The organism is Shewanella sp. H8 (assembly GCF_040285065.1).
Taxonomy (GTDB): domain Bacteria; phylum Pseudomonadota; class Gammaproteobacteria; order Enterobacterales; family Shewanellaceae; genus Shewanella; species Shewanella polaris.
Map to the genome: position 1 here is coordinate 2687820 of NZ_CP157213.1, position 13428 is coordinate 2701247.

Here is a 13428-nt window from a genome sequence, read left to right on the forward strand (position 1 = left end):
AATTTCTCTCTTAGCCCCTCCCTTGAGGGGCTTTTTTTATTCATTAATTGTGATTATTTTTGTTCTTCCACTGCAGGTAATTCACCGTAACGGGTGTCAATAGTGACTTTGTATGAATGGTCATTATGGCTTATCTGATAGTTTGCTGAATTACCAACATTCAATTTAAGAGACTTATCACCTAATAATTCAGGAGCACCATTAGATTGGTCACTTAAGCTCACCACTAAATTAACTTTAGATGCTTGTGACTTTTCAGAAACAATGGTCACGCCATAATCCCCTTCAACATCAAGCGATACGGATTCATTAAAGCCCATTACGATTTTGGATACTGAAATAGTCACATCTTGAGATTGTGCGGCATGTTCTTCAATCGATATCTCTACAACCAATCCTTGCTCCGCCATGGCGCAGTGACTTACGACTAGCAATGCAAGTAATGATAAATATTTCATGCGGTATACTCCTAATTTTTCGATTTTATTATAATAATTACCTGACATTTGTGATAAATCTACACTAAGCCAACAGATAAAACAGTGGTTAACTCGCAAAATACTACGAATTAATCGACTACAAATAACGCTTATTTAACATTATCTAGCTAAATACCCTTGAAGGTCTATGTTATTCTGTTGCCAAATAAGATCCATCACTTCACATACATTCACAAACATAACCAACACACATATGACCATTAGCCTTAGAGATTACCAACAGCAAGCTGTAGATGCCGCTGTAACGCATTTTAAGCAAAGCCAACAATCAGCCGTATTAGTATTACCTACTGGTGCAGGTAAAAGCATCGTTATTGCCGAACTGGCAAGAATTGCAACTGGTAATATATTAGTGCTAACCCACGTTAAAGAATTAGTGGCACAAAATGCTGAAAAAGTTGGCCTGCTGACACAAGATGCTAGTATCTATTCAGCTGGGCTTAAACAAAAAAAAGCCAACGGCAAAACGGTTGTCGCTAGCGTTCAATCAGCCTCCAGAGCACTAACCAAATTCGACCAACCTTTTTCATTAGTTATTATTGATGAATGTCATAGAGTCAGTAATGAGTCGACTAGTCAATATCAACAGTTGCTTACTCACTTACGCACTAAAAATCCAAATATAAAATTACTTGGGCTTACTGCGACGCCCTATAGACTAGGCATAGGTTGGATATATCGTCATCATTATCACGGTAAAGTCGGTAATACCGATAAACCGATATTCGAAAAATGTATTTTTGAATTACCGATGCGACCATTAATCAAAAAAGGCTATTTAACTCAGCCTACTATTTTTGATGGATTCAGTGCTCAATATGATTTCAGTAGCTTAGCGCCACCCGAAACCAATGAATACCCACAAGCTGAGGTTGATAATTTACTACATCACCAAGGCAGAGCCACCACCGCAATCATTAAACAAGTCAAGCAACTAGCAGTGCACCGCCAAGGAGTACTTATCTTTGCCGCGACGGTACGTCATGCAAATGAAATAATGATGTTAATGAATGATGACGCTGCTTTAATAACTGCAAAAACACCACATGCAGACCGTGATGACATCATTGAACGTTTTAAATCTAAAAAGCTTAAATTTATTGTCAATGTTGCTGTATTAACCACAGGTTTTGATGCGCCACACGTTGATCTTATTGCCATACTTCGCCCTACAGCATCAGTAAGCTTATTCCAACAAATGATTGGCCGAGGTTTGCGGTTGGCAGCAAATAAAACTGATTGCCTTGTCATTGACTACGCCGCAAATGGTTATGATTTATTTTATCCCGAGGTGGGTCAACCTAAACCCAACAGTAAATCGGTCCCAGTACAAGTACACTGCCCGGTATGTCAATTTGCCAACACATTTTGGGGGTTAGTCGATACAGAAGGTGACATCATTGAGCATTTTGGGCGACGCTGTCAGGGCCTTATTAATGATACAGAGCAATGTGACTTTAGATTCAGATCTAAACTATGTCCAGACTGTGGCGCCGAAAACGATATTGCGGCGCGCATTTGCCAACAGTGTAATTCAACGTTAATTGATCCAGACAAACGACTTAAGCAAGTGTTAAATGCACAACACCATCATTTATTTAAATGCCAAGAAATGCTGCTACAGGATAAAGACGGTAAATTATTAATCCAATATATCGATATTGAGGGTAATGATTTTAAACAAAGTTTTCAGTTTTCAACCAAAGCACAGCAACGGGCTTTTTACGCAGTATTTGTACTCAGTCATACTCGTACACCAGGATTACCACACCCACACTACAACACCATCGCCGACGTTTTAGCTGACAAAGATCGCTTTAGAAAACCCGATTTACTACTCTTAAAAAAAAATAAACACCGATGGGATTTAATCGAATCATTTTTTGATTATCAAGGAAAATATCAAATCGATATGAGTTAAAACAAAATTAATCGCCCTGAATTATGATTTAAAAAGATCATATGGTATAAATTGCTCATATCATTAAACAGGAGTCACCATGTTTGTCGTTATTTTTGGCCGTCCGGCTTGCCCATATTGTGTCCGTGCCGTTGAATTATCTGAAAAGTTAGCCGCACAAAGTGAAGATTTTAAATTTAAGTATATCGATATTCATGCAGAGGGTATCTCTAAAGCAGATCTCTCTAAGAGTGTAGGTAAAACAGTTGAAACAGTACCGCAGATCTTTATTGATGAACAACCTATTGGTGGTTGCACTGAATTTGAAGCGTATGTTCGCCAAAATAACCTATTAAATTAATCCCTTAATTGATTAGTTTATACAGTAATTAAAAAAGGCAACCATACGGTTGCCTTTTGTTTTATACCATCACACTACAGTACGTATTTTGCAGAAAACATCACTCGGTTTAAATCACCATCAATACCATCTTCACGCTCGTTCAACGCATGCATAAATTCAACACCAAACGTGAGCGGTTTTGACGGAGAATACAATAAATTCACGTATGCTGAATACGCTTCTTTATTAACAGCCTCACCTGTTAACGCAACATCGTTATCCGCAGAAAAACCTGAGAACGTAAAGCTTGAACGCCATTGCTCCGTCCACCAGTGACGATAAGCGACAAAACCCCCAAATGATTTTATCGCTTGAATATCACCCTTAGCATCAATTACACCAGCATTAGCATAGTTTAATGCCATATAACGCCCAAGGCCTTCACCATAAGTTGCGGTAAACTTAAAATCGTCTTTACCTACAGGGATGACACCGGCAAAACTGGCACCATAACCTAACTCGGATGCGTCATAAGCTGTACCACCAACGACTTGCTCAACGTTAAGTTGCCTGACAATCGCCGCAGCGGAGAAAGTCGAACCATTTGAAGAACTAAAGTTATAACGACCCACAAAATCAGGAATAACACCACTTCCACTGGTAATACGTGCGCCACCACCATAAGGAGTTACAGTGGTTTCTGGGTTTTCAATAGAAAATTGCCAATTACCGCTGGTATAACGAACTTGTGATTGTCTTACAAAGGGTGTGCCTTCAGGTGCACCTACAAAATCAAGGTTTTCAGGTAAGGCTCCTGGGTTTTGAAATGTGGACCATGTTTGGCCGACGGTCCATTCGTCATAGCTCATAAATGCATGACGGATTCTTGGTGAGTAACTATTCGATACTCGCTCATTACCATCACTGTGAGTCATAAAATCTAACTCAATAAAACCAGTTAACTTATGCCCATCGATATCAGTTACCGTTTTAAAGTTAAAGCGAGATTCACGAGCCTGAAAGTCAACAACTTGCTTACCATTACCTTCCGTCCCATAAATAGTACCTGGAACATAAAACTGACGAGAAAGAGAACCAGAATCAGGGGCCCCATTACCGTAGTCACTAAACATCACATCTGCCTTTATGTAGCCACCAAATGTCATATCGGTTGCAGCCTGAGCTCCCCCACTCATAGCCAATAAAGCACTTGCAACAAAAAGATTTAACTTTAGTTTTTTCATTATTATCTCCCTATTTATATTGTTCTAATCTTGAGCAATATGAGCTAATTAACAAACAAGTAACATTAGCAATAGGTCTATGAGACAAAAGTAGATAAGCAAAAGCTAAAGCATGATTTTGTATGGCAACCCAATGTTCAATTCGAGGGTGAAATTAAAATACAATGGTAAGTTCGTAAACATCCGTTATAGAAAGTTAAAGTTGAATGATTACAAACCTAAATAGACTTAATGGCTTGAAAAAATACAGAGGAAGTTTGAATTTTAGTGATTGAAGCTGTGATAGATATATTGATAGTTATTGATTTAACGACGAAGAAAGAACAAAAGTTGCTGAAGTTTTTACTGACTTTATATTATTGAGGGATAAATTAGTGGAAAGGATAATTAAGTGGTGGGTCGTGAAGGATTCGAACCTTCGACCAATTGGTTAAAAGCCAACTGCTCTACCAACTGAGCTAACGACCCATCTTGGTGTTGCAAGAATATTCATTCTTACTGGAGTAAATGCCCCATTTGTACAACGTTTAAATTATTTAGCCACTATTTAAAAAGTGGTGGGTCGTGAAGGATTCGAACCTTCGACCAATTGGTTAAAAGCCAACTGCTCTACCAACTGAGCTAACGACCCATCTTGGTGTTGCAAGAACTACTATTCTTACTGGTACAAAAGCCAACTGTCTCTATTTCAAGACCAACTGAACTAACTACCCATCTTGGTACTGCACTTAAATTCTTTAGACACTATTTAGAAAGTGGTGGGTCGTGAAGGATTCGAACCTTCGACCAATTGGTTAAAAGCCAACTGCTCTACCAACTGAGCTAACGACCCATCTTGGTGTAACATTTAAATTGTTTAGACACTATTTAAAAAGTGGTGGGTCGTGAAGGATTCGAACCTTCGACCAATTGGTTAAAAGCCAACTGCTCTACCAACTGAGCTAACGACCCATCTTGGTGTTGCGAGAGGAACAAAAGCCAACTGTCTCTATTTCAAGACCAACTGAACTAACGACCCATCTTGGTACTGCACTTAAATTCTTTAGACACTATCTAGAAAGTGGTGGGTCGTGAAGGATTCGAACCTTCGACCAATTGGTTAAAAGCCAACTGCTCTACCAACTGAGCTAACGACCCATCTTGGTGTTGCAAGAACTACTATTCTTACTGGTACAAAAGCCAACTGTCTCTATTTCAAGACCAACTGAGCTAACGACCCATCTTGGTACTGCACTTAAATTCTTTAGACACTATTTAGAAAGTGGTGGGTCGTGAAGGATTCGAACCTTCGACCAATTGGTTAAAAGCCAACTGCTCTACCAACTGAGCTAACGACCCATCTTGGTGTTGCAAGAACTACTATTCTTACTGGTACAAAAGCCAACTGTCTCTATTTCAAGACCAACTGAGCTAACGACCCATCTTGGTGTTGCAAGAACTACTATTCTTACTGGTACAAAAGCCAACTGTCTCTATTTCAAGACTAACTGAGCTAACGACCCATCTTGGTATTGCATGAATTCATATTCTTGCTGGAATAAAAGCCAACCGTCTCTATTTCAAGACCAACTGAACTAACTATCCATTCAGTTTTGTAAATATACACATCGGTTAATGCTTTTAATCCCCTCAGAAAGCTATGCCGTTCTGAGGGCGCCTATAATACCTTTTTCAATTTCTCATGCAAGCGCAAATTTATAATTTCTTGTTGTTTGCATGAAAAACAGACTAAGAGGCTGTTTTTTGTCTTAATTAGCCTTTCAGTGCCGATAATTGCTGTTGTGCAAGGCGAGCGGATGCACTATCTGCATATTCTTTTAACACTTTATTATAGAGGGCTCTTGCACCTGCTGAATCATTTTCTTTTTCTGCGATCATTCCCAGTTTGACTAAACTGTCACTACGCTTATTAGAGTCTGCGAATTTAGTAACCACTGTACTAAACGCTTGTTTCGCGTCACTGTATTCGTTTTTATTATATAAAAGTTGACCTAACCAATAGTTAGCGTTTGCTGCATAGTTAGAATCTGGATATGTAGCAATAAAATTACGAAATGCTGGTATTGCTTCATCATATTTGCGCTCTTTTAACACCAAATTGACAGCAGCCTCATAGCTTCCAGTTTCACCCAAAGTTGAGCTAGCTGCAGCCACCGTAGTAGCATCAGCTGGAATGGTAGCTGTTGGGGTTGATGACTTAGCAGTAAGATTAGCAATTTCCTCATACAGTTGACGTTGACGCTGTATCATTTGATTCATTTGATAATTTTGCTGCTCAGTAATGCCTCGTAAATCCAACACTTCATTTTGCAGTGCATCCATACGGCGTTGCATGTCAAAGTCACCTTGTTGCTTTGCCTTAATGATGCGCTCTAACTTAGCGATTCGATCATCATTTGAACCATTCGATGCATCCGAAACAGGTGCTGGGGCAGCAAACGCAGTCGCGGTAGTGAATAACATTGCCGCAACTAATATGACTTTTTTCATTTTTTTTACTCCTAAAAAAGGCCAACCGTTACCGGTTGGCCTTACATCTTTAACTATTAGTAAACTAACACACCACGACGGTTTTTACCAAAACCGGTATCTGTACGAGAGTAATCTAATGGTTTTTCTTCACCATAGCTGACAATACTCATTTGGCTAGGCTGTACACCCATACCTTGTAAATACTTAGCAATCGCTTTAGCTCGACGTTCACCTAACGCGATATTGTATTCAGGCGTACCACGTTCATCAGCATGACCTTCAATCAGAACACGGACATTTGGGTGTTCAACTAAATAATTACCATGTGCTTGAATGATTTCAGCATTTTCGCTTTGAACTTCACTACGGTCAAAATCGAAATAAATGATATTTTGACGACGCAATTCTTGTTCTTTTAAACGTTGTTGCTCTACAGCACTTAAAACAGGTGCTACACCGCCAGTTTCAACGCCACCGGCACCGTATTCACTACTAGTACCACTCATCGAACCGCTAGCATCAGTTTCAGAGTCTGAAGTTGAGCTACAGGCACTCAGTGCCATAAGCGGAACTGCAACCAACATAGCCTTAAACAACTTATTCAGATCCATTTTAAATCCTTATCAATATCTATTTAGAGAAACGGAGACCATGCTGGTGACTTCACCTCGCCCTGGCCGACTGGCAATCTTGCTTTAAATCTGCCATCCATAGAAACAGCAGCTAACACTTGTTTACCTTGATGGGTTGTACCATAGATAACCATAGTGCCATTAGGAGCAACACTTGGCGATTCATCAAGTTGGGTTGATGAAAGCACCTGCATAAAGCGTGTTGCAAGATCCATTCGGGCAATATGAAATTTACCATTCGTACGGTTTACAAAAATCATACTACGACCATCTGGGGTAATTGAACCACCGAGGTTCCATTCTCCTTCAAAAGTCATACGCGAGACTTTATTTGTATCTAAATTTACGCGATATAACTGTGGCTTCCCACCTCGTTCTGACGTAAACAAAATCGATTTACCATCTGGGAACCAAGAAGGCTCAGTATCAATTGCGTAATGTTCAGTAATGCGTCGAGCAGCTTTGGTCGCTATATCAATGATATAAATATCTGGCTGACCGTCCTTTGACAAGGTCACTGCTAATTTTTTGCCATCTGGAGAGAATGCAGGCGCGCCATTTATCCCATCAAAACTACTCACCAAAGTACGAGTTTGACTATAAATATCCTGAACAAAAATTTCCGCTTTTCTGTTTTCAAAACTAACATAAGCTAAACGACGTCCATCTGGGGACCACGTTGGTGACATTAACGGTTCTGGTGAACGTAATAACATTTGTTCATTGTAACCATCATAATCTGCAATCATTAGATGATAAGGTGCTTTTTGACCAGGCTTAACGACAACGTAGGCAATACGAGTTAAAAATGCACCACGAATACCAGTAAGCTTTTCATAAACAATATCACTAATACGGTGGCCATATTGTCTAAATTGATTTGCACTGATCACTGTTTCACGGCTTTCAAGTAATAACTCGTTGTTATTCTGTGGTCCGTTACCGGCTTGGAGTTGTGCTTTAACTAAATCAATCAACTCAAAGCTGACTAAATATTGATCGGTACCATAGGGCTTAACCGAACCAAGAACAACCGCTTCAGCCTCTACGTTAACCCAACTCTGAGCAATAAAACCATTCACAGATGAAATAGTTGATTGTGGTAATGCACGCACATCAAGTGTTTTAAATGTACCACTGCGAGCCAAATCAGATGCGACAACATCAGAAATAGATGCCGGTGCTGGACCTTCTCCCAACCATACAAAAGGGACTACAGCGATAGGTCTTGCGACATCGACCCCTTCAGTAATCACAATATCTAGCGCTGCGCGAGCGGGTGTAGTTAACACTAGTAAAGTCAGTGCTAGCCATTTAGCCAAGTTTTTCATGCGACTCCTTTAACTCAATTCCATCATAGAATACGATTTATATTAATTAAATTCCGGTGAAACGGTTAAATTAATTTCTTTTAATTGTTGATATACAGCAGGTTCTTGCGATACAGGTAAACGTCCCGCTTTATTTATTGACGCTTTTGCTGCACGACAAACAACCTGATCACCATCCAATGTTTGACTGGTTGTAACAAATCCGTCTGGCGCTAAGCGAATAAACACCCGGCAACTTTTACCTCTCATGGATTCATCTACCACCAAGTTACGTTGAATTGTGGCAATAATCATTGCTTTATATTTCTCTACCTCAGATAAAACTTGTTTATTGCGCGTTTTAGATAGCGAGTCTTGTTCTGCAGCCATGGCTTCAGCCATCTCACGCTCTTGACGTGCCTTGGCATCAGCTTCGGCTTTACGTTTACGCTCAGCATCTTCTTTACGTTTACGTTCATCATCAGCACGCTGACGCTCTTCTTGCGCTTTTTTAGCCGCGGCTTCTTCCTGCTTACGTTTTTCAGATGCTTGTTTAGCGGCATCTTCTGCTACTTTTTGTTCCTGTTCTTTCTGCTTACGCACCACTTCAGCTTTATCTGCTCGGTCTTTTTCTAACAGTTGTTTTGCTTGAGCGGCTTTAGCAGCATCATTAGCCTTTTGAGTTTCCTGCTCTTTTTGTTTGCGCTGAATCTCTAAGGTTTTAATTTTTTCTTGTTCGCGCTCACGATTTCGACGTGCTTCTAATGCTTTACGTTCTAACTCAGCTTGACGGGCTTTTTCTTGCTTAGCCACATCTTGTTTTTGTTTCTTTAATTGCTCAACTCTTTCATTAACTTTCTGTTGATCAATCACAATAGCTTTTACAGCCGGCGCACTTGCCGCTGCCGTTTGCATTTGTTTGGGCTTATCCTCAAAACTGATGCCTAAAGCAAGAATGACAATAAACCCAATATGGATACCAGCAGAAATAGCAACGGGTAAGGTTAAATCTGATTTTCCAGCCACCTATTTCTCCTTTGGTGAATCGGTCATTAGCCCTACAGCCGGTACTCCAGCACCTTGCAAGCTAATCATTAGTTGAATAACACTTTCATAAGGAATAGTGCGGTCGGCTTTTACAACCACAGGCCTTAATGGCTCAAGTTGAATTAATGCTCCAACTTCAGTAGATACCTGCTCTAAGTCCATAGCATCTGAATTAGAACTACTGCCGATATTCAAAAAATATTGTCCCGCTGCATCAATGGATGCCACAATCGGAGGCTTACTATCAGGAGGTAACGATTCCGCATTACCTTGAGGTAATTCCACTTTTACCCCTTGCGATACAATAGGCGCTGTCACCATAAAAATAATCAACAACACCAACATAACATCGATATAAGGTACCACGTTGATTTCAGCAACTGGACGACGACGTTTACGCTGATACATTAAACAGCTTCCTTCTCGCTATATGCTTGACGTTGCAATATGTTTGAGAATTCTTCCATAAAGTTTGCATAAGTCATTTCAATTTTATCAACTTGCGTTGTAAAACGGTTATAACCAATTACGGCTGGAATAGCAGCAAACAAACCCATTGCTGTTGCAATCAATGCTTCTGCAATACCCGGTGCAACCATCGCTAATGTGGCATTTTCTACAGCACCAAGTGCAATAAAGGAATTCATAATGCCCCATACAGTACCAAATAAACCAATATAAGGACTAGTTGACCCAATAGTTGCCAATAATGGCAAATGATTATCAAGTTTTTCCATTTCACGCGACAAACTTACTCGCATAGCTCGAGTAGTACCATCCATCACGGCTTCTGGAGCTTTACTGTTTACTTTGCTCAAACGAGTATATTCTTTAAAACCAGCAACAAACATCGACTCCAAACCTGAAATAGCACTACCACGGGCAATCAGTTCTTTGTAAAGACGGTTTAAATCAACACCAGACCAAAACGTATCTTCAAAACGTAGTGATTTTACTCTTGCGGAGTTTAATAATTTGTTGCGTTGAATAATCACGGCCCATGAGGCAATGGATAATCCCAATAAGGTCAGCATAACTAACTTTACTAATACACTGGCTTCTAAAAACAAGCCAATAAATGAAATTTCAGCGTGCACTGTCAAACTCCTGAACAATATTTAGGGGGATAGCGCGGGGACGCATACGTGATAAAGATATACACGCGACAACCACTGTCGCTTCACAATAGCAATCACCTTGATTATCAACTAGGCGCTGGTGAAACACCAACGACACTTTTTTTAATTCTATAACCTTGGATTCAACCAATAAGTCTTGTTCAAATTTTGCCGCTTTACGAAAATCTATATCGACATGTTTAACGACAAAAGCAATATCTTCTGCCAACAGTTTAGCTTGGCGAATTCCCATGGCTTTTAACCATTGGGTTCTGGCCCGTTCAAAAAAATTTAAGTAGTTCGAATGGTACACAACACCACCGGCATCGGTATCTTCGTAATAGACTGAAATAGGCCAAACAAACATAATTTGAACATCAATTTTTTGGTTGTAAAAGTTGGCTTACTATACCTAGTACCATCACGCTTGTGAATAATGCACCAAGTGAAAAATAGACTTTATTTTGTTCAAAATGCGCTAAAACACTCGAAAAACCTCAATAACGGTAATAGATGAAGCTTTATTAATGTATTTCTCCAAAAAATTAACAATCTATTGAACAAAATACGCTACACCACGTTAACTAATTTTGGTTGATAGCACCTTATTATTGAATCGACTTAACATTAATAGGACACTATAAATGAAGGCATTTGAAGGAGCATAACAGGCAGATAATAAATCAACTTAATATTACCTTTATTAGTAACTGCCATCAATTATTGGCATTTCTCTCTGCTAGGTACGCTGATATGTTTTCCAAAAGAGTTTTCAACTGAAATGTCTAGCGCGGTATTAAACAAGCTAAGATGCCTGCAATGTTTTAAGGCAACCAAACAGTATCAAGATATCAGTAAGCAACAAATATTTTCTTTAAAACAGAGGCCAGACATTTTTAGTCCACAATAATTGATCACCAAAGACAATTACCTATCCATTCTTGATGAGAGATCATTTAACCAATGACGACAACTCATAGGTTATCCCAAGGCAGGTATACTTAACTCATATTCAGCCAAGCATTAACGCAAAACCTATCAAACATCAAGTCAAGATGATAAACAGTCATCCAATAATTGATAATAATACTGGAGCTTAAATAAAATAACGAATCAATAAATTTACCTAATCACCCTGAGCATGATGTGCCATTTGTTAAATAATATTGTTACACCTTTAACTAATCCGAATAGTTATGCAGAGAATATAGATAACAAACCGAAAACCAATGAGATAGACAACTAAATTGAAAGATATATATTGAAACAACCATTAATTCATTAGTTTTTATAATGCTAAATGGTATTTTTTTTCGTTTGTCACATTAGTATATTCATTCTATTATTACCTTGTTTTCAGGACACGTCTGATTCAGATGTTGAAAACAAAGAACTCTACACTGATGTAACCAAATACCTCAGTTAAACCCAGTTCTTATGCTTGACTTCCTTCCTTAAATTTGTTGATTGCAAATTATTTAGCCCACTTGGATTAAGTGGGTTTTTTTTATCCTTTTTTGCAAAAATATCACTCATATTACCTATTTGAGCAATTACTAAAACGTTTTGAGTTTTTTCAATTCAAACTTCATCAGTGTAAAGGTCCTAAGTGTATTTAGATTACTCAACGTAGTAATCTAAAGGTGCAAGTAACTGACATTGATTGAGCTTCAAAACCGATTATGCCAAGCAAGATTCATTAAACATAGATTCTAATGGACAAAGTCATTACTTGAATTATGCAAAGTACTGATGAATTGATGAATAATAGCATCTAGTGGATATGCCATCATCTCAATATTGGAGTCTAAATTTGGGCATCTCGAAGTGAGATTCTTATGCAGGTGTTCAACAATCAGATTTTATATTAACGATTACCTCAACAACAATTGTTAAAAACGAATAACTTTATTGTATAAAAGAGATTTAATATTGTATTTTACTAGCAGAAACTAAAAAGCTGAAATAGCATTATATAGGCTTAGTTATTTTAATCACAACACGACGGTTCACTTGTCGGTCTTCAGCAAGATCATTACCCGTAACATGACGTTTTTCACCATGTCCAGCGGAATGAATTCGATCTTTGGGGATACCGCTAGCAATTAAAATGTCTTTCACAGAATCGGCACGTTTATCCGACACTCTTTGGTTTACTGAGCGTCCACCATAACTGTCGGTATAAGCATCAATAAGTACAAGTTCAACCTCTGGATCAAAAGACAAGTAACGTTGAACTTTTTGCAATTGTTGTCTAGATGAACGAGTAAGATCAACCCCACCTTCTTGATAATTCAATACAGTAAACGCAATATCATCAAAACTGTAAGGTAATAAATTAGCTAAACAAGCACGAAACTGACGATATTTACCGCCAAAATTAGCCGAAGACAACCCCACTGCAATTTTAGAGTTGTGGTTATACCAATCAGCATAATAAAACGTCGGCTCCATTCCTTGACTCAACTCACTCAACATCGACCAAGCTGCTTTTTTTGGCACTTCACCATTAAATTGCTTATTGTAAGTCAGCTGAGTGATCTCTTTGGAATTATGACCAGGGCGCCAGCTAGGAGCACGGCTAATTAATGTCGCTTTGGTGACAGAATCAGGTTTAAGCCACATATCTAAAGTGAAATTTAAATTCAAATCTTTACCAGCTCTGCTCGTAAATACCGCACGACCATAATCAGGAATATCATGTTCAAGACGACACTCAATTGGATTATTCTCACCAATACGCCAAGCTGAGTTTTCAAGTGACGCAACGTAATACCTCAAATCAGCATTAGCTGTTGAGCAAAGACACAAACTTGCGAGGACCATCAGTTTTCGCCACATAAAACTACCCTTTATATCTGA

Annotated in this window: 12 protein-coding genes and 6 tRNA genes; 2 read left to right on the plus strand and 16 right to left on the minus strand. The window is 38.9% G+C overall.

The window, feature by feature from the left end; all coding sequences use genetic code 11:
• Positions 1 to 53: 53 nt before the first annotated feature.
• The gene (locus tag ABIS04_RS11655; RefSeq protein ID WP_140234473.1) at positions 54 to 458 is read right to left on the minus strand and encodes a hypothetical protein; all 405 of its coding nucleotides are present in this window, start codon (positions 456 to 458) and stop codon (positions 54 to 56) included.
• A 235-nt stretch (positions 459 to 693) separates the two neighbouring features.
• Here ABIS04_RS11655 and ABIS04_RS11660 point away from each other — a divergent pair, with 235 nt between their 5' ends.
• Positions 694 to 2421, plus strand: a complete 1728-nt coding sequence (locus ABIS04_RS11660) for a DEAD/DEAH box helicase (RefSeq protein ID WP_350431170.1) — start codon at positions 694 to 696, stop codon at positions 2419 to 2421.
• Between the two features lie 79 nt (positions 2422 to 2500).
• Positions 2501 to 2761 (plus strand): GrxA family glutaredoxin, encoded by a 261-nt coding sequence (locus ABIS04_RS11665; protein ID WP_140234475.1) that lies wholly within the window; start codon positions 2501 to 2503, stop codon positions 2759 to 2761.
• A 74-nt stretch (positions 2762 to 2835) separates the two neighbouring features.
• Here the strand turns inward: ABIS04_RS11665 and ABIS04_RS11670 are convergent, their stop codons facing one another.
• The 15 genes from ABIS04_RS11670 to ABIS04_RS11740 form a co-directional block, all read right to left on the minus strand.
• The gene (locus ABIS04_RS11670; protein WP_350431171.1) at positions 2836 to 3987 is read right to left on the minus strand and encodes a DcaP family trimeric outer membrane transporter; all 1152 of its coding nucleotides are present in this window, start codon (positions 3985 to 3987) and stop codon (positions 2836 to 2838) included.
• A 392-nt stretch (positions 3988 to 4379) separates the two neighbouring features.
• Positions 4380 to 4455, minus strand: a tRNA-Lys gene (locus ABIS04_RS11675).
• An 87-nt stretch (positions 4456 to 4542) separates the two neighbouring features.
• A tRNA-Lys gene (locus tag ABIS04_RS11680) sits at positions 4543 to 4618 on the minus strand.
• A gap of 125 nt (positions 4619 to 4743) precedes the next feature.
• Positions 4744 to 4819 (minus strand) — tRNA-Lys (locus tag ABIS04_RS11685).
• Positions 4820 to 4862: 43 nt separating this feature from the next.
• Positions 4863 to 4938: transfer RNA gene (locus ABIS04_RS11690), tRNA-Lys, on the minus strand.
• 110 nt (positions 4939 to 5048) lie between these two features.
• Positions 5049 to 5124: transfer RNA gene (locus tag ABIS04_RS11695), tRNA-Lys, on the minus strand.
• Positions 5125 to 5249: 125 nt separating this feature from the next.
• A tRNA-Lys gene (locus ABIS04_RS11700) sits at positions 5250 to 5325 on the minus strand.
• 414 nt (positions 5326 to 5739) lie between these two features.
• Complete coding sequence (gene ybgF / locus ABIS04_RS11705; RefSeq protein WP_137226752.1) at positions 5740 to 6477, minus strand: tol-pal system protein YbgF; 738 nt, start codon at positions 6475 to 6477, stop codon at positions 5740 to 5742.
• Between the two features lie 56 nt (positions 6478 to 6533).
• Entirely contained in the window at positions 6534 to 7070 is a 537-nt protein-coding gene (gene pal / locus ABIS04_RS11710; RefSeq protein WP_137226751.1) for a peptidoglycan-associated lipoprotein Pal, read from the minus strand.
• Positions 7071 to 7093: 23 nt separating this feature from the next.
• Complete coding sequence (gene tolB / locus ABIS04_RS11715) at positions 7094 to 8422, minus strand: Tol-Pal system beta propeller repeat protein TolB (protein WP_140234477.1); 1329 nt, start codon at positions 8420 to 8422, stop codon at positions 7094 to 7096.
• 42 nt (positions 8423 to 8464) lie between these two features.
• Positions 8465 to 9427, minus strand: a complete 963-nt coding sequence (tolA, locus tag ABIS04_RS11720; protein ID WP_350431172.1) for a cell envelope integrity protein TolA — start codon at positions 9425 to 9427, stop codon at positions 8465 to 8467.
• Positions 9428 to 9856 carry a protein TolR gene (gene tolR, locus ABIS04_RS11725; RefSeq protein ID WP_137226748.1) on the minus strand — a complete coding sequence of 143 codons (429 nt, stop codon included), beginning with the start codon at positions 9854 to 9856 and terminating at the stop codon, positions 9428 to 9430.
• A complete protein-coding gene (tolQ, locus tag ABIS04_RS11730) occupies positions 9856 to 10545 on the minus strand; it encodes a protein TolQ (RefSeq protein ID WP_140234479.1) in 690 nt (229 codons plus the stop codon). The genes tolR and tolQ overlap by 1 nt, the downstream gene beginning before the upstream one ends.
• Complete coding sequence (ybgC, locus tag ABIS04_RS11735) at positions 10535 to 10936, minus strand: tol-pal system-associated acyl-CoA thioesterase (protein ID WP_350433426.1); 402 nt, start codon at positions 10934 to 10936, stop codon at positions 10535 to 10537. The genes tolQ and ybgC overlap by 11 nt, the downstream gene beginning before the upstream one ends.
• A 1601-nt stretch (positions 10937 to 12537) precedes the next feature.
• Positions 12538 to 13407 (minus strand): OmpA family protein, encoded by an 870-nt coding sequence (locus tag ABIS04_RS11740; RefSeq protein WP_350431173.1) that lies wholly within the window; start codon positions 13405 to 13407, stop codon positions 12538 to 12540.
• Between the last annotated feature and the right edge of the window lie 21 nt (positions 13408 to 13428).